The following is a 25,467-nucleotide window of genomic DNA, read 5'->3' on the forward strand; positions in this document are numbered from 1 at the left end:
TTCCAACCATGGGTATTCTAATAAAAAAAAGACGGCATAATATTGTCGTCTAAATAATTTTATTTTTCTAAAAGTTTTATAGCTATTTCTACATTTTCTTTGGATGCAGATCTCATTTTTTCAGTTTCTTCTTCCAAAATTATCTTTCTCTCTTCTATCGAGTTTAAGGCTTTTCTTATCTCTTCATAAAGTTCTTCTGCAGAAAAATCTTCTACGTCTACATACTCTTTTATTCCAAGCTCTTTTACCATTGCCTCTACTTTTGGATCGTAGATTATTCCAACCATGGGAAGATTTACACTTGCTGCGTAAATCAAAGAATGAAGTCTCATTGCTGCTAATAATTCTAATTTTTTAAATATGCCCATTAGCTCGCCTGCCGAATAAGTATTTTTTATGAGTTTCACTTTGTCTTTATGCACACACTTCTCTGCAACTTCTTGTGAATAGACATTATCTCTTGGTGTATGAAAGGGCACTAGTAAAATATCATAACCACTTTCTATTAATAGGTCTATGGCCTTTGCAAATTTTTCTTTTATTGATTCATCTTTTTTGTAATCTCTTATACAAAATCCTATGGTATTTTCTTTTATCTCGATGTTTTCTATTTTTAAAATTTCTGCAACTCTATCCTCATCTTCTGATTTAAGTGTAAAAACTGGATCTGATGTCACCTTTATATTTTCATTTTTGACGCCAAGTTCTTTTACAAACTCATAGGACAGTTCGTCACGAAGTGTGATGTAATCAACTTTATTTAAAACTCTTCTTGTCAATAATTTCCCTATTTTCTTTTCAATTGGACCTATTCCATTGGCATATACATACACTTTTTTATGAAAAAACTTTGCAATTTTTATCACTGTCAGGTAATAAATTATTGACCTAGTTGATGTAACATCTTGAAGTAGCGAGCCTCCTCCTGAGAGCAATATATCTGACTCTTTCAATGTCTTTATAAGCTTAGGTATTGAAAATCGATCTACTGCATCTATGCCATAGATCTTTTTTGTCTTCTCAGGATTTTTAGAAAGTGCTGTTATTTTTATTTCTTTATTTAATTTTTTAAAATCTTCTACCATGGCTTTTAATATGGCATCATCACCTGAGTTATCAAAGCCAAAGTAACCTGATACTACAATTTTTTTCATACCATTCAACCATCACTCTGCTATTATTTTTATTTCTAAATCTTTGTCTTTTGATTCTAACTTTTTTGAAGTTTTATTTTCTAGATTTTTTGATTTTTCTCTTTCCGACTTTTTTATTCTTATTGCCGTCATTGTAATTCCTATTATTATCCAAAATGTGAAAATTATTCTTGGAATGTAGAGAAAATGTTCTACAAGTCCATGACCCATGATACCAATTATACTGGCATAAAGCCCTGCTCCGAGATATCTGTAATACTTATCTTCTGACTTAATTAAATTTACATAGTTGTATTTAAGTACAGAGAACAACAATAGCATAAAAAATATAAATCCAATTAACCCAATTTCTGCGGCAACCTCTAAATAAGTGTTGTGTGCGTGATAAATTGGCATAGTTCTTATATATTTTTCAAAAGTTTCTTTAAAAGGTGTATACCCAAATCCAACTCCTGCTATTAAATTATCTCTTATTACGTCTTTTGTGATTTTCCAAATTTTTATTCTGTATAAATTTGATGAATCTACTGTGGAACCGATAGATATAATTCTGTCTAACACTTTTTGTGGCAAAGCGTAGAATACACCTAATACAATTGGTATGGCAATTAAAATAAGCCTTTTGTCAACTAAGAGTACAAATGCAAGAGCTGCCAGTGCTATACCAACCCATCCACCTCTTGAAAGTGTCATAACTAGGCAAATTAATAAAACTGCTGTCGATGCCAAAAATAAAAATTTTTTTCTCATGCTCTTTGTGTACCAAGTCATTCCAACTGCCAATGGAGTCATAAGAACTAGATATTCTGCCAAAATATTTGGATTTAAAAATACTGAATAAACTCTCACTGCAATATCTGTATTATTTTCTGTGTCAAGCCATTCTGGTCTCATTTCAACTCCTGTGAAATATTGAAATACTCCAAGAAGTGCAACTACAAGAGAGGAAAATAAAAGAACTGATACAAATGTGTTTAAATCTTTCTTTGTCTTTATAGAATTTGTCATAGCAAACACAAAGGAAATTCCAGCTGCATTTAGTGCAAGGTCACGAACTGAACCCGATGGATCTATCGAAGTTATTGTGGAAAAAATAGCAATAAATGCAAAGATTCCAATGGGAACGCCCATATCTGTTACCGAGAAATTTTCTTTGTAAAGCATTGCCTTTAACAGTACAAAAAATCCCATAGAAAGAAGCATTATAAGACCAAGTGCGTCAGGCACAAATGGATATAAAAATGCACTTGCAAATAGTCCTATTTTTATGTCATAAATAACAAGTAATATTCCACAAATTCCAACAAAAGCTGTCAAAAAAATTTTTGTGCCAAAAAAATAATAAGTTAATGAAAGAAAAACTGCCGATAATAATATATAATTAATTTTTTTTGATCTTACCACCAGTTTTCACCACCTTCATCTAATTTAAAAAAACTTGTAAAAAATTCTAACACTTTTGATCCCTTTATTATGTCCATATATTTTCCTTTTAATAATGACAATAAAATTCCCAAAATTGTTAAAACTACTGGAATTTTTAGTGTTGCCTTTAATGCCACTGAAATAACAAGGGTAAGTAATCCTGAATAAAACATTATGTTTGATATTATTCCTGCTATTTCATCAAAAGATTCCAATGATTTTGGCAAAGCTCCTAAAAAGAAAGAATCTTTTATAAGTGGTACAAAAACTCTTCCCAGAAATCCCATAAATTTTTCTATTAAGTTGAAAAATCCTCTGTAAATTTTATAAATAAAAGTATTTGCAAATAAAATTTTATCGCCGGCAAAGACTTTTCTAGTATTTGAATTTGCAAAATTTTTTTCTATTGGTCTTGTTATAAAATTTCTAACTTTTTTAGTAAATGAATCTTTATAACATTCACTTAAAAAAAGGTGAATTTTATTTAAAAACCTTATGGTAAATGAATTAATATGGATCACCTTAGTTCTTTACTTCTACTCCAAGTATCGTCATAAATACAGCTACTTTTTTATTTTTTATTCTCATCTCTTGTCCAATTCTTATTTGCTCTGTGCCAACTTGATAAAAATCTTCTGTTTCTTTTATATCAGCATCAATTGTCATAGTAACTCTGTATTTATTTGGCACTTCTGCATTTATAAATTTACCTTGATATTCTGTTTCGTCTGTATATGGTTCAACTTCCGCTTTTGCAATTTTTCCAAGATAAGTTCCCTTGTCATAATCGTAAATTGGATCTCCTTCTTTAATATTATTTGCTGTGACATCTCTAACATCTTTTACCTCAGCTGTAATTACTCCCTTAGAAGTAGTAGCTTCACCAACAGCAGATTTTGTTCCAAATCTTTTTACTCCCACAGACACAAGTGCAATAATTAAAATTAAGACTATTAAATCTACAATATTAATTAGACCAAAAAGTCTTCCTTTTTTATCAATTACCTTCATTACTTCCTCCATTTAATATCTCTTCATAAATTTCACACTGTCTATTCCCCATTGATACATGAGAATAATTTTCTATTACTCTTTTATTTATATTTTCTCCAAGACTCTCCAATAATTTTCTATCGTCATAAAGACTTAGAATATATCTCGATAAAACTTTGTACTTTCCTACTGGAAAAAGATATCCTGTTTCATCATCCTTTACAATCTCAGATATTCCTCCAGTTTTTGTAGAAATTGTTGGGACTTTCAAAAGAGCTGCTTCCAAAATTACATATGGAAAAGACTCTGAAATACTTGTAAGTACATTTATATCTATTGCATTAAAAAAGGAATACTTATCCTTTACAAAACCTAGAAAATAAATATTTTTATCTATTTTATATTCCCTTGCCAATTCTTCTAGGTTTTTCCTCTCGTCACCTTCTCCTGCTATTAGAAAAATTATATCTGGATTTACTTCTAAAGTTTCCTTTGCGGCCTTTATAAAAGTTTCATGATCCTTTACTTTATCAAGTCTTGCAGCTATTCCAACTAAAAGCTCTCCATTGTAATTTATTTTATATTTTTCCAAAAATACTTCTTTAGGAATGTAGTCAATCTTTTCATCAGTTTCAATTCCATTGTAAAGAACGTGAATTTTATCTCTGTCAAAACCTCTATCAATTAACATTTTTTTAAAATTATCACTTACACATATATAATGGTCAAATTTTTTTAGTGCTCTTTTATTTAATGTTGTATAGATTAAATTTTTGTAAAAACTATCCTTGAAGTCAAGCATATAGTCTGAATGTATTGTCGTAACCATGGGAACATTTATTTTCTTTTTTAAAAACATGGCAATAAAATTAGCCCTAGCACCATGTGCGTGAACTAAATCATAGTTTCCATTATTTATTTCGTCACTTAATTTAGAAACAACGGAAAGATCTGATCTTTTCTCCTGTGGATAAACTTCTATGTCGATACCCTCTTCCCTTGCTTCAGCATAAAAAGTATCTTTTATAAAGCAAATTATCTTTGTATCTACTCTTCCACTTAGACCTTTCATCAGAGTAAAGATATGTGTCTTTGCTCCTCCTGTATCGCCGCCACTAATTAAGTGGAGAACTTTTATCATAACTTCTCCTCCTTACTCTCTAAAGTATACAATAAATTTATTATAATTTGAATACTTATTTACTCTGTGAAATTTTTGAAAAAATTTTTTTAAAATGCTTGCATTTTTTTTCAAAAAGTGATTTAATGATAAAGATAAAAAAATAAAAAATCAGTCCAAGGACTGAATAAAATCATGTCCTTGTGCATGATTTTTTTTTGAGCAAATTTAATACCTTAAATTTTTTTTGCCCATTTTTAGGAATGTTTGATCTTTTATGCGAAAAAGGAGAAAAAAATGCCAAGAGATAATGAAATTAAAAAGACACTTGTAATAGGATCTGGACCAATTGTAATTGGACAAGCTGCTGAATTTGACTACTCAGGTACGCAAGCTTGTGAAACGCTAAAGGCAAATGGTGTTAAGACTATTCTTGTCAATTCAAATCCTGCTACGATTATGACTGACAAGGAAGTTGCAGACAAAATCTACATCGAACCAATTACTATTTCCTTTATAGAAAAAATTATTGAAAAAGAAAGGCCTGACTCTCTTATTGCAGGGATGGGTGGACAAACTGGTCTAAATATGACACTCGAGCTTGCTGAAAATGGAATTTTAGATAAATATGGAATAAAAGTTATTGGCACTGACATAGAAGCAATTAAAAAGGGTGAAGACAGGGATATCTTTAGAAATACTATGAAAAAAATCGGTGAACCAATCATAGAATCTGAAATTGCAACTACTTTGGAAGAAGGCAAAAAAATTGCTAAAGAAATTGGCTACCCTTTAGTTATAAGACCTGCTTACACTTTAGGCGGAACTGGTGGCGGCTTTGCCTATGATGAGGAAGAATTAGTTGAAGTTTTATCTCATGGTCTATCTCTTAGTCCAGTAAATGAATGCCTTCTTGAAAAATCTATTCGTGGTTGGATGGAAATTGAATTTGAAGTAATAAGAGATGCTTCGGGGAAAAAAATAATCGTATGCGACATGGAAAATGTAGACCCCGTTGGTGTCCATACTGGTGATTCAATAGTTGTAGCTCCTTGTCAAAGTCTTGATAAAGATGTTTTACAAAAACTAAAAAATGCTGCACTTAATATTGTAGAAAATGTAAATGTAGTTGGAGCTTGTAATGTTCAACTTGCACTTAATCCTGAAACTTTTGAATACGCAGTTATAGAAATAAATCCTAGAGTTTCTCGTTCATCTGCACTTGCATCAAAGGCAACTGGATACCCAATTGCAAGAATTGCCACAAAAATTGCACTTGGTCTAAATCTTTCTGAAATTAAAAACGAAACAACTGGAGAAAGTATTGAATACTATGAACCTAAGTGTAATTATGTAGTCGTGAAAATTCCTAAATGGCCTTTTGATAAATTTAAATTTGCAAATAGAAAACTTGGTACAAAGATGATGGCAACTGGCGAAGTCATGGCAATTGGTTCTTCCTTTGAAGAAGCACTTTTAAAGGGGATAAGATCTCTTGAAATTTCAAAATTTTCTCTTGAATCAAAATTTTCTGAAAATAGAACTACCGAAGAACTTAAAAAGAGAATTAAATTTCCTGATGATGAAAGACTCTTTGATGTTGCAGAAATTATAAGACGTGGACTTTCCACTAAAATGATTCACGACATAACTGGAATTGACCTCTATTTCTTAGAAAAAATTGAGAACATAGTTCGTGAAGAAGAAAATCTTAAAAATTTAAAAATTGAAACAATTTCAAATGAAGAACTTTCAAAATTAAAGAAACTTGGCTTTTCCGACAAAACTATTGCAAAATCCCTTAAAGTTTCCATTGATAAAATAATAGAACTTCGTGAAAAAAATAATATAATTCCTAATTATAGAAGAGTTGACACTTCTCCTTTTAGAAAAAATGGTGCTTATTACTACTCAACTTATGAAAAAAATGACGAAAATATTGTTACAGACAACAAAAAAATTATTGTAATTGGATCTGGTCCTATTAGAATTGGTCAAGGAATTGAATTTGACTATTGCAGTGTTCACGCAATCAAAGCACTTATAAACCTTGGCATTGAAACAATTACTATTAATAACAACCCAGAAACTGTTTCAACAGATTTTGACACATCAGACAAATTGTATTTCGAACCACTTACTGAAGAAGAAGTAAAAAGTATTATTGAAATAGAAAAACCAATGGGAGTAATCCTTGCCTTTGGTGGTCAAACTGCAATTAAACTTGCAAAATATCTTCACTCTCAAAAAATAAATATTTTGGGAACAGATTTCGAAGACATCGACAGAGCAGAAGACAGAGAAAAATTTGACGAAATGCTTGAAGAATTAAATATAAATAGACCAAAAGGCCATGGAGTTTTCACTTTGGACGAAGGGCTAAAAGCTGCAAAAGAACTTGGCTATCCTCTCCTTGTAAGGCCTTCTTATGTTCTTGGTGGACAAGGAATGCAAATAACTTACGACGAAGAGAGTCTTACAACTTATTTAAGGGGAGCCTTCGAAAGGGACCCAGAAAATCCTGTTTTAATTGACAAGTATTTAATAGGTCGTGAAATTGAAGTTGACGCAATATCAGATGGCAAAGACGTTTTAATCCCAGGAATTATGGAACATCTTGAGAGAGCAGGAGTTCACTCTGGCGATTCAATTACAATTTATCCAAGCATAAATATTTCTGATAAAATAAAAGAAAAAATCCTAGACTACACTAAAAAAATTGCAAAAGCCCTTCACGTTAAAGGAATGATAAATATTCAGTTCATTGAATACAAAAATGAACTATATATTATAGAAGTAAATCCTCGTGCATCAAGAACTGTGCCATATATTTCAAAAGTTTCTGGCGTGCCAATAGTTGATCTTGCAACAAAAACTATGCTTGGCGAAAAATTATCTGACCTTGGATATGGAATAGAAATATATAAAGAACCTAATCTTGTAGCTGTAAAAGTTCCAGTATTTTCAATGTCAAAATTAAATCGTGTAGAAATTTCTCTTGGACCTGAAATGAAATCTACTGGCGAAGTTTTGGGCGTTGGCAAAAATATTGAAGAAGCACTATTTAAAGGATTTTTGGCATCAGGCTCTGCAATAGAAGATAAAGATCCAGTAGTTTTGGCGACAGTAAATGACAATGACAAAAAAGAATTTTTAGAAATTGCAAAAACTATGAATGAGATGGGCTACAAATTTATTGCAACTAAGGGAACTTCAAAACTTCTAGAAGAAAAAGGAATTAAAGCAAGAGAAATTGGAAAAATAAATGATCCAAGACCAAATATCTTAGATGTAATAAGAAATGGAGAAATTGACATAGTAATTAACACACCAACAAGAGGTGGCGACTCTACAAGAGATGGCTTTAAAATAAGAAGAATGGCAACAGAATATGGAATTGACATAGTTACAAGCCTTGATACACTTGCTGCCAGAGTAGCTGTAAAAAATAAAAAATTCCACGAAGAAAATATGGATATATATGATATTTCACAATTTTAATTTATAAAATTTATATTTTTAAAAACGGTGCAAACTTTTATTGTATCGTTTTTTTTATAAAGTAATAACCTCCATGCAATGCACAGAGGTTATATTTATTTTAAATTTAATTTTTCTTTTAAGTCATTTATATCCTTATCAAGCCTTTTCTCATCTAACTCCTTGTTTTTATTTTCTATTGCCCTTTCAACTAAACTCATTAGTTCATCATCTTCTGTGTTTTTCAACCTATCAAGTGCAATTTTTACAAGTCCGCCAAGTTCTTTAAACTTCATCATCATTCTGTGTTCGTCTGCTATATGACCCATTAAATATGAAAAAGTCCAATTAGAATTTGTCTTTGTAAAAACACATTTGTTATCAACTGTCACTCCTTCATTTCTGAGCGAAATTAAAAAATCTCTCAAAATATTTCTGTCAAAATCAGAGAATACCATTAGTTTTTCTTTGCCTTTGTCTTTTTCCACTTCACCTTTACTTAAATCCATTTCAAAAAGCTCACCAACTTTTTTGTCAAGCTCATTTTTTGTTATTTTATTTATTTCAATTTCAAATTCCCTTGCAACTTTCTCCACTATTTTTGTTTTTTCAATATCTAGTCCATACAATAAAATTTTTTTCACTTTAACACCTCAATTTTATTGTACCATATTTAAAAATATTTATTGGGTATATTAATTATGAGGTGCTTTTATGAAATTAAATAAAGATGATGAAGTTATTTATGAAAGAATTTTTACAGAAAAAGATGTGTATGACTACGCAAAAAATGCAAATTTTTGGGGAAAACATCACAAAGGTCCAAATGAAAAGGGTGAATATCTTTTACAGGGACTTTTAACTGCAAGCCTTACAAATAAAATTGGCGGCGACTACGACATTTTAATGTATAAAATGGAATTTGATTTTTTGAAAAAAGCTTATACTGGAAGAAAGATTAAAAGTATAAATGTTGTGGATAATATAGAAAATAAAAAAGATAGAAACTTTATAGACATAACTTCTGATGTCTATGATGAAAATGGAGATCACCTTCTCCATGGAATTTTAAGAGGTATATTATTAGACTAAGTTTAAATCTTTCCTAAACTCTTATTTATACTATAAAGTAGAAAAACCACATCACATTGATGTGGAATTTTTTTATTATTTTTCGCCTATTACTTCAATTTTATAACCATCTGGATCTTTTACAAAAAAGTAGGAATCTGAATTGTCTGAAAGCGATTTTAATTCTGTCACATCATAACCTTTATTTTTTAACTCTTCTCTAAATGCCTTTATATCTTTATGAGATACTGCAATGTGACCATAACCATCGCCCACTGTGTAATCTCTTCCATCATAATTATATGTCAGCTCAAGTTCATATGGTGAACCCTCAAGCTTTAAATATAAAAGTGTAAATTCATCTTCTGGGAAGTCTTTACGTCTACTTTCAACAAATCCCAAAGATTCTTTATAAAACTTTTCAGATTTCTCCAAGTCTTTTACTCTAATCATTGTGTGTAAAAATTTCATAATATCCCTCCATTTTACTTATACCAATAATTTATACTTATTACACACTTTAACTTGTTGTGTTTAAATTAAAAATAGATATTCCCAAAAATTTAGAAAAATACACATCAAATAATAATTAATCTTTATAATCAGAAATCTTTTAATTCAGGTTTTCTTTTTTCTGAAAATGCTGTTAGACCTTCTTTTTTATCATTAGTAGAAAATACCAAACCCAATAAGTTCGCTTCCAATTGAAGTCCATCTTCTAAACTCATTTCCATTCCAATATTTATAGCTTGTTTTGCAATAGAAATTGCATATGATCCTTTCTCAATAATCTTTTCAGCTATTTCTTTACAATAATCTAGAAGACTATCTTGATCTACAACCTTATTTACAAGTCCAATCCTATAAGCTTCTGCTGCATCAATTTTATCAGTAGTAAATATTAATTCTTTTGCTCTTCCTTTTCCTATTAATCTAGGCAACCTTTGCGTTCCACCAAATCCTGGAATGATTCCTAATCCCACTTCTGGCTGAGCAAATATTGCATTTTCAGATGCTATTCTAAAATCACATGCCATACACAGTTCGCATCCCCCTCCTAAGGCAAATCCATTTACAGCTGCAATCGTAACTTGTGGTATTTCTTCTATTTTTTTAAAAGTATCAAAGGCTAAAAGTCCAAAGTCTCTACCTTCTTTTGGACTTAATTTCAACATTTCATAAATATCTGCCCCTGCAACAAATGATTTTTCTCCTTTACCTGTTATTATTACAACTTTTATGTCCTTCCTTTTTCCTATGTTTGTAAAAATTTCATTCATTTCCTTTAGAGTTTCAGAGTTAAGAGAATTTAACGTTTTTGTTCGATTAATACTTACAACCGCAATTTCATTCTCAATTTCAATTAACAAGTTCTTCATAATTTCTCCATTCTTAACATAAATGATATATAAAACATATAACATTTTATAAATTTTCCAATGTCTAAAGCTTATTTGTTAATTACCGTATAAATAATTTTTTTATACTCTTTATAATTATTATTATTTATATCTATAATTTTATTTTTAATTATATATTTTCCAATTTCTGCACATTTTATAGAACAACCTGATACTAATAATAAATAATCATATGATTTTTTATCCTCTACAAAAGAATAATCAAATTCTTGAAAATCTTTAATTATATTCTTTACTATCTCTCCTCTATCATATTGACTTTGGCATCCTCCACAATATTTTATCCCTACAAAAATACGTTCTTTGATAAAATCATCCTTTCGTTATTAAATAACTAATTTAAGCATACAATCTTCTAATTTAAGATTTTTATTAAAAGATTAGTCTAAAATTAATTAACTTTATAGCTTTATTTTTTAATTTATGATTGATGAAAACCTTTCTTTTCTGTCAATAGGAAATATAATATTAATCCAATAGCTAATCCCCATGCTGCACCTCTTGAAGCAATAACTGCTCCCATGACTCCTGCTATTCCTTTGTCCACATCTGAAATTGTTAAATCAATAGCAAGTCTTACACATATATATCCTTGTACTAAAAGAGTCATGCTTAATGCTGCAGGTAAAATTGGTTGAACAAATCCAACTATAGGAACTATAGCAACTGCTAAAAATGTTGACCACCTAAATGTTCCTACCCCTGAAAAAATACTTTCCATCTTTTCTGGACCATCTTTATATCTTTCTGCAACTGATGCTGTCACAGCTGCCCAAAGTGGTCCTGCTAAAGTTGGGTAAGCACAAAATAGTCCTTCTATTAAATTTCTAACTCCACTTATTAAATTTGATCTATTTGCATCAAATACTATTTTCTCGTCTTTTCTAATTTCATCTGCTTCATTAAGTAAAGCTTCTGATGTTACAAAATCTCCAAAAGCTATTATATAAATAACTATTGCCATTGGAACTGCCTTTGCAAACATTTCTGCACTTGGCCATCCTATAAAAAATGGACTTACTGTGTAAAGAATCTCGCTAAAATCAGGTATTTTTATGAATGGCCAAAAGTTTACTTTTGGTATTACATATTCTCCTACAATTGGTCCTATTATAACAGCTAAAATTATAGCTGGTAACATTCCATATCCGCTAACAGTATCCCAAAATTTACTTTTTTTCCTTAATCTTTTAAATTTTGAAGAAAAAAGTAAAAAGAATGCAATTAATGCACCAATTCCAATTGTTATTGGTGTTTGATCAAACCTTTTACCTTTTCCTACCTCTCCAATTACAGCTGCAAACCCTGCACCCATAAGTATTCCAGCTTTTATAGATTCTGGAACAAGTCCTAATAATTTTGATGCTATACCTGTTATTCCCATAATTATAAATATTAATGCTACTAGTAATTGAAGTGCTATAAGAGCTTGAATCCTGGTTTCACCAATTGGAAATCCTGCAAGAAATACTAATGTTAAAGGTATAGACGGTGTTATCCAACCAGGTACAACTGGATCGCCCCAAGTTGAATGTAGCGTGTATAAAAATCCGTTAATTATTACCATGTCCCACGCTAAATCAAATGGTATTCCTAAATTTTCTGTCATTACAGGAATAGCTCCCAAACATGTTGCACACATTAATAAAGCTTGTAAAAACTCAGATTTTTCGAATCTATAATGTACAAATGGAAATCTAAATACAAACATACCCATTTTTATACCAGGTTGTTCAGCCCCATATTCTCTTTTCATATGTTCTCTCCTTGTCTTTATTTATCTCCAAATTTCTTATTATGATATTCCAAAAGTTCATCTCTAAAATCAGGATGAGCTATATTTATTAATGCTAAAGATCTTTCTCTCAATGTTTTTCCTCTGAGATGGGCTATTCCATATTCTGTTATTACATAGTCCACATCATTTCTTGAAGTTGTAACTACAGAGTAGTCATCAAGTTTAGTAACTATCTTTGACAATTTCCCTTTTACAGTTGAAGGCATTGCTATAATCGATCTACCATTTTTGGCCATGGAAGCTCCTCTTATAAAATCAACTTGTCCACCTGTTCCACTTATTTGAGTTTCACCTATTGTTTCTGATGCTACCTGTCCCATTAAATCAATTTGCACACAAGAATTTATTGAAACTATATTGTCTTCTTGCATTATTACTGTTGGATTATTTACATAATCCACAGGCATAAACATAACACTTGGATTATCATCCAAAAAGTCGTATAATTCTCTAGTTCCCATTGAAAAAGTAACAACCATCTTTCCAGGGTCAAGTTTTTTCCTTTTATTTGTTATAATTCCTTCTTTGACGAGTTCAGCTACACCATCCGCAACCATTTCAGAGTGTATTCCTAAATCTTTTTTATCTTTCAAAAATGTAAGAACAGCATCGGGTATAGCTCCAATTCCTAATTGAAGAGTATCTCCATCATTTATTAACGATGCACAATATCTCCCAATTTCTTTTTCAACTTCTCCTATTTTTGCCTTTGGAAGTTCAATTATTGGTTCATTTTTTTCAACTATATAGTCTATATCACTTATATGTAAAAAAGAATCTCCAAAAGTCTTTGGCATATTTTCATTTACTTGTGCAATAACTATCTTTGCAACTTCACAAGCACTTTTAGTATAATCTACAGAAATTCCAAGACTTACATAACCATTTTTATCAGGTTTACTTACTTGAATTAGAGCCACATCTACAGGAAGACTGGTTCTAAATAGATCTGGAACTTTATAAAAAAATGTAGGTGTGAAATCCCCTCTTCCACTTTTTATTGCTTCTCTAGTACTTCCTCCTACAAAAAGAGAATTGTGTCTAAAATTATCTTTATATTTTTCCTGACAGTATTTTGCATGACCCATGGCTACCATATGAACTATTTCAACATTTTTAACTCCTTCTAATTCTACAAGTCTATCTGTTAAGTATACAGGTTCACCACAAGCATGACTAATCACTACTCTATCATTGCTTTTTATATTTTCTAAAGCCTCTTTCGCTGTTACTAATTTTTTATTATACTCATCTTTCCAATTCATTTTCTTTACCTCTTAATAATTCTTTTGCAAAATCCCAAATTTGATCGTCTATATCTTGGTATACTTTTACTCCTCTTATTTCATCCCCAAGTTTTTCTTTAAGCTTCTCTTTAACAATCTCTTCTGCGGTTATTTGTGCTGAAATGCAGCCATTACAATTACCCCCAAGGGTAATTGTAACAACTCCATCTTTTAAAGATTTAAACTTAATAAATCCACCATGTGCTTTTATTTTTGGGGATATATAATTGTTGATAACATGGATAATTTTTTTCCTTAAATCTTCTTGACTCTCCATTTATTTACCTCTTAAACTTTAGAAATTATCTTTTGATACATCTAAATGTGCAATCTTTCTTGCCATTTCTTTTTTTGATTCTAAATTTCCTTGTCTTGCTATCATAATTCTTTGTGCTTGGGGCGATCCTGCTCCATGCATTGATTCAGTTCTATAACCTACCGCAGCTGTCCCAAGAGTTATATTTTCAATAAGTCTCAATACTCTCATCCTATTTTCAGTATCTGCTCCTATTTTACCTTTTAAAAACTTTTCAACCCAAGGTCCTGTAAAATTACCTTTTAAGTCTTTTTCCGAAGGCATTGTTACCATTAAACCACCTGCTATATCTTCCGCAAGCCTTGCTATATCATAAGGAAATCTTGTAACATTTTGTTTACACACATTTGCAAGAAGTAAATCAATTAGATAACCTCCTGATTCTGTTTTAACTCCTTCATAAGAACAAGCTAATGAACAAGCCCACATAGTTTCATTAAGATGTTGCATTTCAATAATTTTATCTTTAATATGACTCGCTTTAGGTACTCCATTATAATCTGCTGCTAAAGCTGCCGCTCCGATTAATACATCGCCCACTCCCGTTTTGCAAGCATAAGATTGTCTATGATATCCTGCAAATCTTTCAACTAACATTCCTGAATATTCCCATTCTTTACACATAAATATTCTTTCATTAGGAACAAATACATCATCAAATATTACAAGTGCTTCTTGACCACCAAAAGTATTGTTTCCAAGATCAATATCAGCATCATCTTCCAACTTTCTTGTATCACAAGATTGCCTTCCGTAAATCATGAAGACACCTTTAGCATCTGTAGGAACAGCAAAACTTACTGCATATGCCGCATCTTCTTCTCTCATTGCTATTGTAGGCATTATTAAGTGCTCATGGGAATTTATTGATCCTGTTTGATGAGCTTTTGCTCCTCTTACAACTATTCCATCTTCTCTTATTTCTTTGATATGAACATACATATCTGGATCTTCTTGTTGTGATGGAGATAATCCTCTGTCTCCTTTTGGATCTGTCATAGCCCCGTCAACAACAAGATCGTTATCTTGACAATAAACTAAATATTTTTTAAATCTTTCATGATAGTTTGTTCCTTTTTCCTTATCAATTTCATATGTAGTTGAATAAATCGCATTAAATGCATCCATGCCTACACACCTTTGAAAACAACTTGCAGTTTTTTGCCCCATCAATCTTTGCATTTTAATTTTCTTTACTAAATCCTCTTTACTTTGATGAATATGACAAAATCTATTGATTCTATTTCCCGTTAAATGGCTTGTTGTAGTCATCAAATCCTCATATTCTGGATCGTGTGCCAAGTCATAAGTCATTGCAACAGAATTAATAGATGGTCTAATTATTGGATTGTCCACTGGATTTTCAACTTTTTCTCCAAACATATAAACCTTGATATCTAAGTTTCTTAAACTTTCAACATACTCTTTACCTGTCATTAATGTCATAAAATTATACACTCCTTCTTAATATTTACATAGTTTTAAACTTACACTTATATATAACGCAAAAATTATGCCAAATTTTATTTTTAAAAGACTGCATTTTACAATATATAAAGTTGGTCAAAAAAATAAACAAGCTCTAAATTGTACTTTGACAATTCTACTGCTTGCTTACTTCTTATATTCTTTCAATTTTAACACTTTAATCTATTTTACATTTATTGCAACATTGCAATTTGTTGACAAGATGCAATATTCATTTTTGTGAATACTAATTTAATTACGGATAATTTTTTAATTAATATTCTTTTCTTAAGTTTGATGGTAAAATTCCAAGTTTATCTCTATATTTCGCAACTGTTCTTCTTTTTATATCTACGCCATAAATTTTTAATATTTCTAAAACCTTTTGATCTGAATAAGGCTTTCTTATATCCTCTTCTTTTATAACTTTTTCTATTAACTTTAAGATCTCGTCCTTTGAAATGTCATTTTGCCCAACTCCAGATACCAAAAAATATTTTAATGGAAAAACTCCTCTTTTAGAGTGAACATACTTTCCTTTTATTGCTCTCGAAATTGTAGACTCTGATAAGTCTAATCTTTCTGACAAAATCTTTAAATTGCAAACTTTTAAATTATAACCCTTTAAAAAAAATTCTCTTTGTATACTAACTATTGCATTAGCAATCTTCCTAATAGTTGCTCTTCTTTTTGCTATAGCTTCTAAAAAAAATATAGCTCTATCATATTTTTCCATTAAATAGCTTTTAATTTCTTCATCTTTTGTACTTTCCAATAAAGACATATAATATTCGTTAAAACTCAATTGATTTTCTCTCGAATCAATTACTTTTACTTCTAACTCAGAGTTTCTTTCTAAAATAAAAATCTCTGGATGTATATAAGGTGTATTTTCATTCGAATTTTCTCCTGAACTTGGAATTGGCTCTAAATCTTGCATTCTTTTGCATAAAGTTTTAACATCTTCTATAGAAATGTTCATACTTTTAGCGATATTATTTAACTTATTCTTAGCCAAATCCTCTAAATGAATATTAATAAAATCATAAAGAATATCTTTATTTTCTATCTGAATTAAAAGACATTCTTTTAAATTTTTTGAAGCGAAACCCTTTCTATCAATTAATTTTATTTTTTCTCTCACTTCTTCTACAAAACCTTCACTTACTTCGAATTTTTTAGAAACTTCTAAAATATCTAAATCTAAATAACCATCATCTCTCAAATTATTTATCAAATATTTTCCAATCGCTTCTTCTTTCTTCGATAACTTATAAGTTAAAAAATCCTTTTCTAAAGTCTTCCTAAAGTCTTCTTTATATGTAAACGGCAAGCTAGAATAATCTTTATCTTCTGTAATATAACTATTATATTCTCTATTTTTATTATATAAATTTAATAAATTATCTATACTTATACTATTTTCTCTTTTACTATAATCTAAAATTACATTTTCACAAACCTCTTCAGTAATTACTTTATCAAGTTCAATTGCGTTTAATTCTAAGAGTTCTATGGAATAAATTTGCTCTCTAGTTATTTTTAACTCTAAACTTTGTTTTTGTTCAAATTTCATATCCACACATATAACCCCATTTCTTAAACATGTAATTTCAACTCAAAAATTCTTCCAAATTACATATTAAAATTTTTATATTCCATATTTCTGCCTTTTCCTTGTTAATGTAGATGGATCTATATTTAAAATTTCTGCTGCCTTTTTATTATTCTTACTAGTTGATAAAGCATCTTCAATTAAAAGTTTTTCAAATTTCTCCATGGATTCATATAAATTCAAATCCTTAAACTCTTTAAACCTATCGGAAACGATTTCATTAGTCAAATTTTTGGGTAAATCAGATTTTTTTATATGAGAATTTTTACTTAAAATATAAGTCCTCTCAACTACATTTTTCAGTTCTCTTATATTTCCATGCCAAGAATAATTATATAAAACTTCAAGTGCATCCTCATCAAAAAACTTTTCTTGATTATAACTATTTATAAGTTTATTTAAGAAATAATCTATTAAAACCGGAATGTCTTCCTTTCTTTCTCTCAAAGGAGGCACATATATGGGAATTACATTTAATCTATAAAATAAATCTTCTCTAAACTTTCCTTCTTTAACCATCTTATAAAGATCTCTATTTGTTGCAGAAATTATATTAACATCTATATTTATAAATTTATTCCCTCCAACTCTATATAACTTCTTATCCTGAATCACTTTAAGAAGTTTTGTTTGCATATCAAGAGATAGTTCTCCTATTTCATCAAGAAAGATAGTACCGCCATTAGCTATTTCAAAAAAACCTTTTTTCCCTTTTTTAGATGCTCCTGTAAAAGATCCAGGCTCATACCCAAACAATTCTGACTCCATAAGATTCGTTGGAATAGCAGCACAATTAACCTCAACAAAAGCTTTATCTTTCCTTAATCCAAACTTATGAATCAACTTTGCTATTAAATCTTTCCCAACTCCTGTTTCTCCATTAATTAGTATCGTTGTATTATACTCAGCTGCTTTTAATGCTGTATTCACAACATCTTCCATAACTCCAGATCTGTAAATTATATCGCCATCTCGTTCCAAAACCAACATTAGATTATTTATTCTCTTTTCTTTTAGCGCTAATTCCTCTTGCATATCTTTTAGCCGAGTAACATCTCTTAAAATTGTAACTACCATTTTTATGCTATTATCTTTGGCAAAAATCGGAGATGAAGTAATTAAAACTTTCCTTCCATTCTTCAAAGTTTGATTCATTGTAACTTCTTCTCCATTTTCCAAAACTTTAAGGCTTGCAGAATCATCTATTAAATTATCTTCAACAATATCCTCCATATTTCTATCTAAAAATAGGATTCTATTACCACCACTGATATTTTCATAAGCCTTATTTATAAATAAGGTTTTTGCATTTCCATCAGTTAAATATATTCCATCTCCTACATTTTCTAAAACATGAATTAAGTCTTCTTTGTCATAAACTTTTTCATTTATTGTCATTTTAAAGCCCCCTTCCTTAAAATACTAAAATAATAAACAAATCAAGTTTATTTTCAACTCATCTTATCTTTTAAGAATCCTATTTTGGCTCTATACTATCTTCTATAAGTCAAGACTTACTAGATAATATAGAGCCAAAGTGTTTTTATAAGTTGTTATAGAAAAATTCAATGTTTGTCAAATATTCTAAATAGTTAATTGAATCTTCTTTCCTATCATCTTCTGATATTCCTTTATACAGAAAAATTTCTTCAAAAATAATATGTTGATCTATGCTAAAATATTGTGTATTTTTTTCGAATACAAGATAATAATAATCTGATTTGTTATAAGTTTCATTTTCTAAAAAATAAATTTCTGTCTTTTCATTTTTAGGTATTTTATATATAACAATTTCTAAAATTTCATCAGAAAATTTGTAAGTGTATGGATGATTTATAAGATTCATTAAAATAAATTTAAATCCTACTCTATTGTTCTTTATATATTCTGAAAAGCTAATTTTATAAGCATCATATCTATCTTCTATCCAAGTTAAAATCTCATCAGATGATTTTTTTCTAGGTAATTTGAATTTTATAAATTTTTCCTTTATAGTTTCAGCTTGATTCATTTCTTTACTACCCCTGATCCTATTGGATCACTAGCGACATACCACCATAATTTAATATATATTTTTTAATTTGAGTACAATCTACTCTAACTTTATCAAATTTTTTTGGTAAACTTATTTATCCTATTTTAAAATATACAAGTGTATTCGCATGCTCCTTAATGAACGCATGAGGTATTTCTGCCAATATCTTTTGATTCAAAAAATTAGAATCTTTAACAATAAAATTCTTTACTTCTAAAATATTAGCTGAATCTGTCCCATCATTTAGCCTAATAAATACAGGTTCTAATGTTGATATTTTTCCTAATGAGTAAGGAACAATTTCATACGGATTTTCTTCTTCATACTGATCTAAACTATCATATATTTTAAAAGTAACATATTCTTTATCCTCAGTTGTTTCTTGATAAGCAAAAACATTAATATTAATAATAAAGAATGTAATTATTAATATTAAAATTGTTTTTTTATTTTTTACATTATTAATATCTCCTTTAATTCAATCTATTTTAGAGATACAAGTTCTGCATTTACTTTTTCAGACTTTTCTTCTTTCATTTCATCCTTTGAAATAATGTCCTTTACTTTCATTAGCCTTGTTATATTTGCTCTTTCACTTTCATCAAGTTTTGAGCGAATATATTTTATTGTTTCTTCTAAGTCAGGAATTGTTTTATACTCTAGGGCATTTACTCTTCTTCTTGTTTTTTCAATTTCATTTGCCATAAGTTGAGCTGCTTTTTCCTTTTGGGTAAGTTTCAAAAGTTCTTCCATAACTTCTGTTAAATTATCTATTGCATAGTCAAGATCAGATGTAGTCTGTGCATATCCGTAAGGATATCGTGATGTCCCTTCTGATGTTTTCTTAGTAATAAATTCCATCTCTGGAACATCAACAGACATTACATTTTTCTTTTTAATATCTACTAATGTCTTCATAGTTGGAAGTGAGATAGCCTCTTCAAGCATTTCAGGACTCATAGCAGCTGATGCCATAAGAAATGCACTAAAAGAATTTTGTAATTTATCTTCTACTTCAAGTCTAAGTTTTTTATTTTCCTTTATGAGCGCTATAAATTGTCTCATAAGTTCATCTTGTTTGTCCTTTAAGAGTTTGTGTCCCCTTGTAGCATTTTCTAATTTAGACTTTAGAATAGACAAATTCATTCTAGTGGGATTTATTTTTAATCTCGTCATTATTATCCCTCATTTTCTAAATTTTGAGAGTCTTTTGACTCACTTTCAGAATCTTCTAAATCCTTATCTTCATTTTCCTTTTCCCCCAAATACTTTTCTATTAATTTATCATCAATTCTCTTGAGTTCAGTCTTTGGAATTATTGAAAGTAATTCCCATCCTAAATTCAAAGTATCTTCAATTGATCTATTAGTTTCAAACCCTTGTGATACATATTGTTTCTCAAACATCTCTGCAAATCTTGCAAAGGCCTTATCTGTTTCAGATAGTGCAGTTTCTCCAAGTATTGCAGAAAGCTCCTTTGCTTCTTTACCTGCAGTGTAAGCTGCATAAATTTGATTCATTGTATCAGCATGGTCTTCACGAGTTTTTCCATCTCCAATACCTTTATCTTTAAGTCTTGAAAGTGAAGGTATTGCATTAATTGGCGGTTCTAATCCTTGTTTATATAATTCTGTTGATAAAATTATTTGCCCTTCTGTTATATATCCTGTCAAGTCTGGGATTGGGTGAGTAATATCTCCTTCTGGCATTGTCAAAATAGGTATCTGTGTGATAGAACCCTCTTTACCTTTTATTCTTCCAGCTCTTTCATATATACCTGCTAAATCTGTGTATAAATAACCCGGGTATCCACGTCTACCTGGTACTTCTTTTCTTGCTGCGGACACTTCTCTAAGTGCTTCTGCGTAATTTGTCATATCTGTCAAAATAACAAGAACGTGTTTACCAAGTTCAAATGCTAAATATTCTGCTGCCGTAAGTGCCATTTTGGGTGTTGCAAGTCTTTCAATTGCTGGGTCATTTGCAAGATTCATAAATAAAACTGCTCTGTCAATGGCACCAGTTTTTGTAAAGTCATCAATGAAGTATTGTGCTTCTTCAAAAGTAATGCCCATTGCTGCAAATACTACGGCAAAATCTCCACCAGAAAGTACTGTTGATTGTCTTGCAATTTGTGCTGCAAGTTCGTTGTGTGGAAGACCTGCTTCTGAAAATATTGGAAGTTTTTGTCCCCTTACAAGAGTGTTAAGTCCATCAATTACAGACACTCCTGTTTGAATAAATTCTGAAGGATAATCTCTTGAAACTGGATTGATTGCAGTTCCATTTATATCAATTTTTTCTTCAGGAATAATTTTTGGACCGCCGTCAATTGGTTCTCCTAGTCCATCGAAGACTCTTCCTATCATATCTGGAGATACACCAAGTTCAAGAGGTTTTCCAAGAAATCTAACACTTGTGTCCATTAAGTTAATTCCACTAGAGCCTTCAAAAATTTGAACCATGGCTTTGTCGCCTTCAATTTCAATTACACGACCTCGCCTTTTTTCGCCGGTTTGAAGTTCGATATCAACAAGTTCTTCGTAGGCTGCTCCTTCTACTCCCTCAACAGTCATAAGAGGTCCTACAACTTCTGTTACTGATTTATATTCTTTAAGCATCTACATCACCGACCTCTTCTAATTTTTTAAGTTGACTATCAATCTTTTCCTTAATTGCATCAATTTTTTCTAGTTCATCATTTGGAACATATTTCATTCTTGCTATATCTTCTTTTACATCGAGTTCTTCAATTTCGGAGAAATAAACTCCCTTTTCTAATGATTCTTGTGACTTGTAATAGAAATACAAAATTGTATCTAACATTTTAAATTGTTTCTCTAGTGGACAAAATGTATCTACATCGTGAAAAGCATTTTGTTGCAAAAAGTCTTCACGAATTGACTTCGTTGAATTTAGCTTTACTTGATCTTCGTCAGAAAGTGTATCACGTCCAACAAGTCTTACAACTTCAAGAAGTGATGTTTCTTCTTGTAACAGTGCCATTGCTCTTTTCCTAAGTTTAGAAAAGTTTTTATCTACATTTTCGTCTAAATATTTATCGATTTTTGCTTGATATAGTGAATAAGAATCAATCCAATTAATCGCTGGGAAGTGTCTTTGGTATGAAAGGTCATAGTCAAGCTTCCAGAAAATTTTTACAATTCTAAGGGTATTTTGTGTAACTGGCTCAGAAATATCTCCACCTGGAGGTGAAACTGCTCCTATAACAGATAGCGCTCCTTCTCTTTCTTCGCTTCCATTTACAATTACACGACCTGCTCTTTCATAAAACTCTGCAATTCTTGAAGATAAATATGCAGGATAACCTTCATCACCAGGCATCTCTTCAAGACGACCAGACATTTCACGAAGTGCTTCTGCCCAACGAGAAGTTGAGTCAGCCATCATTGCAACAGAATAACCCATATCTCTAAAATACTCAGAGATTGTAATACCTGTATAAATTGACGCTTCACGAGCAGCTACTGGCATATTTGAAGTATTTGCAATAAGAACTGTCCTCTTCATAATTGACTCTCCAGTTGTTGGATCCATAAGTTCTGGAAATTCCATAAGTACATCTGTCATTTCATTTCCACGTTCACCACAACCAACATAAACTACAATTTGTGCATCTGCCCATTTTGCAAGTTGATGTTGTACAACTGTCTTTCCTGAACCAAAAGGTCCTGGTATTGCAGCTGTTCCTCCCTTAGTAATTGGGAAGAATGTGTCAATAACTCTTTGACCTGTTACAAGAGGTTCCTTTGGATCAATTTTTTTCGCAAAAGGTCTTCCACGTCTTACTGGCCATTTTTGCATCATTGTGAGATTTTTATCTCCATCTTCTGTTTCGATAACTGCAATAGTATCTTCAACAGTAAATGTACCTTCTTTTATATCTTTTAATTTTCCTTTAACTCCATTGGGAACCATAATTTTATGAGTTACAACGGCAGTTTCTTCAACAGTTCCAAGAATATCTCCTGTAACTAATTTATCACCAATATTTGCAACTTTTTTAAATTCCCATTTTTTTTCTCTATCTAGGGGATTTACTGTAACTCCTCTTTTTAAAAAGTCTCCAGCTTCATCTCTAAGTCCAACAAGAGGTCTTTGTATTCCGTCAAACATTTGCTCAATCATTCCAGGACCAAGCTCAACAGAAAGCGGTGCTCCAGTTGTATAAACTTCATCTCCAGGTCCAATACCTGTAGTTTCTTCATAAACTTGAATGGAAGCTTTATCGCCTCTCATTTCAATTACTTCACCTATTAATTTGTCCTTAGAAACTTCTACCACATCATATACATTGGCATCTTCCATGCCGCTTGCAACAACTAATGGTCCGGATACTTTAATTATCTTTCCTGATTTCAATAAAGCTCCTCCTTTATAATAAAGTGAAACTAATCACCTAATATATTTGCTCCAACTGCTTTCTCAACATTTTCATTTAATTTCTTCATTCCAATGCCAAGTGTTCCCTTATTTGAAGGAATCACAATAATAGCTGGAACTAATTTGTTATTATATCTCTCAATTGTATCTGGTATTTTTGAAGCAAGCTCTTCTGTAATATAGATTACACCATAATCTTTTTTAGCAAGATTATCCACTTCTCTTCTCGCCTCGATGTCTTTATATGCCACAAAAACATCAATACCAATTGCTCTAAAAGAAAGGACAGAATCCTTATCTCCAATAACTGCAATTTTATACATAACTATCACGCAACTTTTCTCTAATAAATTCACTACTAAGTCCATTTAACTTAGAAACTAAAATAATTCTAAGATTTTTAATTTCCATTTCCTTTGCCAAAGCATTAGCAAAAATTACCTCAGGACCATAAGTGATATACTTTACATCTTTAATCAAATCTATAAAATAGTTGTCCATCTCTTTTTCAAAATTTGAAAGATTTCCTTTATCTTTGAAATCGTCAAGAGCATCTTTTATATATTTATAAATACCAAGTCTTTTAAAAATTTCTGTATCTGAACTTATATCTTTATTTAGTAAATCTAAATAAATTGACTCTTTAATATTACCTCCAGGTACAATCACATGTCGGAAAAATTCCACATCTTTTTCTTGTTTTTTTGCTCTCAATAGAGTTCTAACATTAGTAAAATCAATTAAATTTTTCGCATAATCTATAAACAAATCTACTTCTGATTCTTCTGCAATTGAAAGTAACTCTTTAAAATAAAAATTGTCAATATAAATATCAATAATTTGTGGATCTTTTTTCTCTTCATAGAGATCTTTAACCCTTTCTATAAGTTCAAAATACTTATTTTTTTTGCTCCCCTTTGAAATTCCATCTCTGTATTCCTTGATATCAAAATCTCCAAGATTGACATATAACTCAGTTAAATCTTTTTCTCCAATATACTCTTTTACTAGAACTTTTAAATTGTGATAAAAGTATTTCAAAGTTACCATATCAATGGGTATTGTAGATGGTGAAATGTCATAAAGTTCTTTATAAAATCTTATAAGTTCTTCCTTTAAAACTACTTCATATTCTGTTGGAGAAGATATTTTATTTATAAACTTGTTGTAAACTGTATCAGATAGAGATCTAAGTGCGTCTTCCAAAGTATCTGACTCAGAAATTCTTACAAAGTTTTCATTTTTTAAAAGTTCCTTTTCCAAAACTCTGAGCCTTGTAGAACTTTGGATAAATTTACTTCTATCCATTTAATCACCTTTTCCAATTATCCAAAAAGTTTTTCTGCTAAAAATTGTTCTAAATCTTCTCTTTCGGATTTCACAATCGACTTAAAATTGCCATTGTAATTTAAATTATTGTTATGAAGTATAAAGCCTCTCTCGACATCTTTATCAGAAATTTGAAATCCTAAATCAGCTTTTTTTATTGCATCTCTGTATTTATCGGGAACATCTAAAACTGAATCCTCATTTTCAATTCCCTCTACGTTGTTTCTAACATACTTTACAAAATCTTCTTCTGATAAGTTGTCAAGTTCTTTTATCGCTAATTCTAAAATTTCATCAATCTTCTTGTGTTTTTCAGATAAAATTTTATCTCTAGCTTCTAATTCTGCACCTGACTTTGCTCTTTTTAAAATATCTTCTCTCTCTTTTTTTGATACTTCATAAAGTTTATCAGATAGTTTTTTTGCATCGTCTTCTCTATTTTCTATAATCTTTATTTTTTTATCTTCTGCTTCTTTTATAATTTCTTCAGCTTTTTTTTCAGCATCCTCAGTTATTTTATTTAAAATATTTTCAAGTCCTGCCATAGTATCAC

23 protein-coding genes are annotated in these 25,467 nt (G+C 30.3%); 2 read left to right on the forward strand and 21 right to left on the reverse strand.

Translation table 11 applies throughout. The features are described from left to right. Positions 1 to 59: 59 nt before the first annotated feature. Genes csaB through BQ5450_RS03505 form a run of 5 tightly spaced genes read right to left on the reverse strand, consistent with a single transcriptional unit; the run spans position 60 to position 4,713 of the window. On the reverse strand, positions 60 to 1,154 hold the full coding sequence (gene csaB, locus BQ5450_RS03485) for a polysaccharide pyruvyl transferase CsaB (protein ID WP_071125995.1): 1,095 nt from the start codon (positions 1,152 to 1,154) through the stop codon (positions 60 to 62). A 12-nt stretch (positions 1,155 to 1,166) separates the two neighbouring features. After that, positions 1,167 to 2,558 carry an O-antigen ligase family protein gene (locus BQ5450_RS03490; protein WP_071125996.1) on the reverse strand — a complete coding sequence of 464 codons (1,392 nt, stop codon included), beginning with the start codon at positions 2,556 to 2,558 and terminating at the stop codon, positions 1,167 to 1,169. After that, positions 2,552 to 3,100, reverse strand: coding sequence for a hypothetical protein (locus tag BQ5450_RS03495; protein WP_010244869.1), 549 nt, complete (start codon positions 3,098 to 3,100; stop codon positions 2,552 to 2,554). Before BQ5450_RS03495 ends, BQ5450_RS03490 begins: the two co-directional genes overlap by 7 nt. A gap of 1 nt (position 3,101) precedes the next feature. Then, the gene (locus BQ5450_RS03500) at positions 3,102 to 3,590 is read right to left on the reverse strand and encodes a DUF4330 domain-containing protein (RefSeq protein ID WP_071125997.1); all 489 of its coding nucleotides are present in this window, start codon (positions 3,588 to 3,590) and stop codon (positions 3,102 to 3,104) included. Then, complete coding sequence (locus BQ5450_RS03505; RefSeq protein ID WP_010244874.1) at positions 3,577 to 4,713, reverse strand: glycosyltransferase family 4 protein; 1,137 nt, start codon at positions 4,711 to 4,713, stop codon at positions 3,577 to 3,579. The genes BQ5450_RS03500 and BQ5450_RS03505 overlap by 14 nt, the downstream gene beginning before the upstream one ends. A 276-nt stretch (positions 4,714 to 4,989) precedes the next feature. On the opposite strand from BQ5450_RS03505, the gene carB reads away from it, so the two are divergent. Then, positions 4,990 to 8,193, forward strand: coding sequence for a carbamoyl-phosphate synthase large subunit (gene carB, locus BQ5450_RS03510; RefSeq protein WP_071125998.1), 3,204 nt, complete (start codon positions 4,990 to 4,992; stop codon positions 8,191 to 8,193). 95 nt (positions 8,194 to 8,288) lie between these two features. Here carB and BQ5450_RS03515 read toward each other — a convergent pair whose 3' ends face one another. Beyond that, positions 8,289 to 8,816: a DUF3783 domain-containing protein gene (locus BQ5450_RS03515; protein ID WP_071125999.1), complete on the reverse strand. Its 528-nt coding sequence runs from the start codon at positions 8,814 to 8,816 to the stop codon at positions 8,289 to 8,291. Between the two features lie 70 nt (positions 8,817 to 8,886). Here BQ5450_RS03515 and BQ5450_RS03520 point away from each other — a divergent pair, with 70 nt between their 5' ends. Beyond that, complete coding sequence (locus BQ5450_RS03520) at positions 8,887 to 9,264, forward strand: hypothetical protein (protein WP_010244883.1); 378 nt, start codon at positions 8,887 to 8,889, stop codon at positions 9,262 to 9,264. A gap of 75 nt (positions 9,265 to 9,339) precedes the next feature. On the opposite strand, the gene gloA is transcribed toward BQ5450_RS03520, so the two are convergent. From gloA to BQ5450_RS03595, 15 genes are all read right to left on the reverse strand, one after another. Continuing rightward, positions 9,340 to 9,714 carry a lactoylglutathione lyase gene (gene gloA / locus BQ5450_RS03525; RefSeq protein ID WP_071126000.1) on the reverse strand — a complete coding sequence of 125 codons (375 nt, stop codon included), beginning with the start codon at positions 9,712 to 9,714 and terminating at the stop codon, positions 9,340 to 9,342. A 131-nt stretch (positions 9,715 to 9,845) separates the two neighbouring features. After that, positions 9,846 to 10,622, reverse strand: coding sequence for an enoyl-CoA hydratase-related protein (locus BQ5450_RS03530; RefSeq protein WP_071126001.1), 777 nt, complete (start codon positions 10,620 to 10,622; stop codon positions 9,846 to 9,848). Positions 10,623 to 11,085: 463 nt separating this feature from the next. Then, positions 11,086 to 12,420: a hypothetical protein gene (locus tag BQ5450_RS03535; RefSeq protein ID WP_071126002.1), complete on the reverse strand. Its 1,335-nt coding sequence runs from the start codon at positions 12,418 to 12,420 to the stop codon at positions 11,086 to 11,088. Positions 12,421 to 12,437: 17 nt separating this feature from the next. Beyond that, positions 12,438 to 13,727, reverse strand: a complete 1,290-nt coding sequence (locus BQ5450_RS03540; RefSeq protein WP_071126003.1) for an acetyl-CoA hydrolase/transferase family protein — start codon at positions 13,725 to 13,727, stop codon at positions 12,438 to 12,440. Then, positions 13,711 to 14,025 carry a NifU family protein gene (locus BQ5450_RS03545; protein WP_071126004.1) on the reverse strand — a complete coding sequence of 105 codons (315 nt, stop codon included), beginning with the start codon at positions 14,023 to 14,025 and terminating at the stop codon, positions 13,711 to 13,713. Before BQ5450_RS03545 ends, BQ5450_RS03540 begins: the two co-directional genes overlap by 17 nt. 18 nt (positions 14,026 to 14,043) lie before the next feature. Continuing rightward, on the reverse strand, positions 14,044 to 15,510 hold the full coding sequence (locus BQ5450_RS03550) for a 4-hydroxyphenylacetate 3-hydroxylase family protein (RefSeq protein ID WP_071126005.1): 1,467 nt from the start codon (positions 15,508 to 15,510) through the stop codon (positions 14,044 to 14,046). A gap of 295 nt (positions 15,511 to 15,805) precedes the next feature. After that, positions 15,806 to 17,107 carry an RNA polymerase factor sigma-54 gene (gene rpoN, locus BQ5450_RS03555; protein ID WP_071126578.1) on the reverse strand — a complete coding sequence of 434 codons (1,302 nt, stop codon included), beginning with the start codon at positions 17,105 to 17,107 and terminating at the stop codon, positions 15,806 to 15,808. 75 nt (positions 17,108 to 17,182) lie between these two features. Then, a complete protein-coding gene (locus tag BQ5450_RS03560; protein ID WP_071126006.1) occupies positions 17,183 to 18,544 on the reverse strand; it encodes a sigma-54 interaction domain-containing protein in 1,362 nt (453 codons plus the stop codon). Positions 18,545 to 18,689: 145 nt separating this feature from the next. Continuing rightward, a complete protein-coding gene (locus BQ5450_RS03565; protein ID WP_071126007.1) occupies positions 18,690 to 19,157 on the reverse strand; it encodes a hypothetical protein in 468 nt (155 codons plus the stop codon). 507 nt (positions 19,158 to 19,664) lie between these two features. After that, on the reverse strand, positions 19,665 to 20,357 hold the full coding sequence (locus BQ5450_RS03570) for a V-type ATP synthase subunit D (protein WP_071126008.1): 693 nt from the start codon (positions 20,355 to 20,357) through the stop codon (positions 19,665 to 19,667). Positions 20,358 to 20,359: 2 nt separating this feature from the next. After that, the gene (locus BQ5450_RS03575) at positions 20,360 to 21,802 is read right to left on the reverse strand and encodes a V-type ATP synthase subunit B (protein WP_071126009.1); all 1,443 of its coding nucleotides are present in this window, start codon (positions 21,800 to 21,802) and stop codon (positions 20,360 to 20,362) included. After that, on the reverse strand, positions 21,795 to 23,564 hold the full coding sequence (locus tag BQ5450_RS03580; RefSeq protein ID WP_010244900.1) for a V-type ATP synthase subunit A: 1,770 nt from the start codon (positions 23,562 to 23,564) through the stop codon (positions 21,795 to 21,797). The genes BQ5450_RS03575 and BQ5450_RS03580 overlap by 8 nt, the downstream gene beginning before the upstream one ends. 29 nt (positions 23,565 to 23,593) lie before the next feature. After that, positions 23,594 to 23,908, reverse strand: coding sequence for a V-type ATP synthase subunit F (locus tag BQ5450_RS03585; RefSeq protein WP_010244903.1), 315 nt, complete (start codon positions 23,906 to 23,908; stop codon positions 23,594 to 23,596). Then, positions 23,901 to 24,893, reverse strand: a complete 993-nt coding sequence (locus BQ5450_RS03590) for a V-type ATP synthase subunit C (RefSeq protein WP_010244906.1) — start codon at positions 24,891 to 24,893, stop codon at positions 23,901 to 23,903. Before BQ5450_RS03590 ends, BQ5450_RS03585 begins: the two co-directional genes overlap by 8 nt. A gap of 17 nt (positions 24,894 to 24,910) precedes the next feature. Beyond that, the gene (locus BQ5450_RS03595) at positions 24,911 to 25,459 is read right to left on the reverse strand and encodes a V-type ATP synthase subunit E (protein ID WP_010244910.1); all 549 of its coding nucleotides are present in this window, start codon (positions 25,457 to 25,459) and stop codon (positions 24,911 to 24,913) included. Positions 25,460 to 25,467: the final 8 nt, after the last annotated feature.

Origin of the sequence: Peptoniphilus lacydonensis (assembly GCF_900106515.1) — a bacterium.
GTDB classification, from domain to species: domain Bacteria; phylum Bacillota; class Clostridia; order Tissierellales; family Peptoniphilaceae; genus Peptoniphilus_A; species Peptoniphilus_A lacydonensis.

Excerpts from the sequence above, each read along its gene's own strand:
- csaB (WP_071125995.1), bottom strand. The coding sequence starts at position 1,154 with ATGAAAAAAATTGTAGTATCAGGTTACTTTGGCTTTGATAACTCAGGT.
- BQ5450_RS03500 (WP_071125997.1), bottom strand. The coding sequence starts at position 3,590 with ATGAAGGTAATTGATAAAAAAGGAAGACTTTTTGGTCTAATTAATATT.
- BQ5450_RS03505 (WP_010244874.1), bottom strand. The coding sequence starts at position 4,713 with ATGATAAAAGTTCTCCACTTAATTAGTGGCGGCGATACAGGAGGAGCA.
- carB (WP_071125998.1), top strand. The coding sequence starts at position 4,990 with ATGCCAAGAGATAATGAAATTAAAAAGACACTTGTAATAGGATCTGGA.
- BQ5450_RS03520 (WP_010244883.1), top strand. The coding sequence starts at position 8,887 with ATGAAATTAAATAAAGATGATGAAGTTATTTATGAAAGAATTTTTACA.
- gloA (WP_071126000.1), bottom strand. The coding sequence starts at position 9,714 with ATGAAATTTTTACACACAATGATTAGAGTAAAAGACTTGGAGAAATCT.
- BQ5450_RS03530 (WP_071126001.1), bottom strand. The coding sequence starts at position 10,622 with ATGAAGAACTTGTTAATTGAAATTGAGAATGAAATTGCGGTTGTAAGT.
- BQ5450_RS03535 (WP_071126002.1), bottom strand. The coding sequence starts at position 12,420 with ATGAAAAGAGAATATGGGGCTGAACAACCTGGTATAAAAATGGGTATG.
- BQ5450_RS03540 (WP_071126003.1), bottom strand. The coding sequence starts at position 13,727 with ATGAATTGGAAAGATGAGTATAATAAAAAATTAGTAACAGCGAAAGAG.
- BQ5450_RS03545 (WP_071126004.1), bottom strand. The coding sequence starts at position 14,025 with ATGGAGAGTCAAGAAGATTTAAGGAAAAAAATTATCCATGTTATCAAC.
- BQ5450_RS03550 (WP_071126005.1), bottom strand. The coding sequence starts at position 15,510 with ATGACATTAATGACAGGTAAAGAGTATGTTGAAAGTTTAAGAAACTTA.
- rpoN (WP_071126578.1), bottom strand. The coding sequence starts at position 17,107 with ATGAAATTTGAACAAAAACAAAGTTTAGAGTTAAAAATAACTAGAGAG.
- BQ5450_RS03560 (WP_071126006.1), bottom strand. The coding sequence starts at position 18,544 with ATGACAATAAATGAAAAAGTTTATGACAAAGAAGACTTAATTCATGTT.
- BQ5450_RS03565 (WP_071126007.1), bottom strand. The coding sequence starts at position 19,157 with ATGAATCAAGCTGAAACTATAAAGGAAAAATTTATAAAATTCAAATTA.
- BQ5450_RS03570 (WP_071126008.1), bottom strand. The coding sequence starts at position 20,357 with ATGACGAGATTAAAAATAAATCCCACTAGAATGAATTTGTCTATTCTA.
- BQ5450_RS03575 (WP_071126009.1), bottom strand. The coding sequence starts at position 21,802 with ATGCTTAAAGAATATAAATCAGTAACAGAAGTTGTAGGACCTCTTATG.
- BQ5450_RS03585 (WP_010244903.1), bottom strand. The coding sequence starts at position 23,908 with ATGTATAAAATTGCAGTTATTGGAGATAAGGATTCTGTCCTTTCTTTT.
- BQ5450_RS03590 (WP_010244906.1), bottom strand. The coding sequence starts at position 24,893 with ATGGATAGAAGTAAATTTATCCAAAGTTCTACAAGGCTCAGAGTTTTG.
- BQ5450_RS03595 (WP_010244910.1), bottom strand. The coding sequence starts at position 25,459 with ATGGCAGGACTTGAAAATATTTTAAATAAAATAACTGAGGATGCTGAA.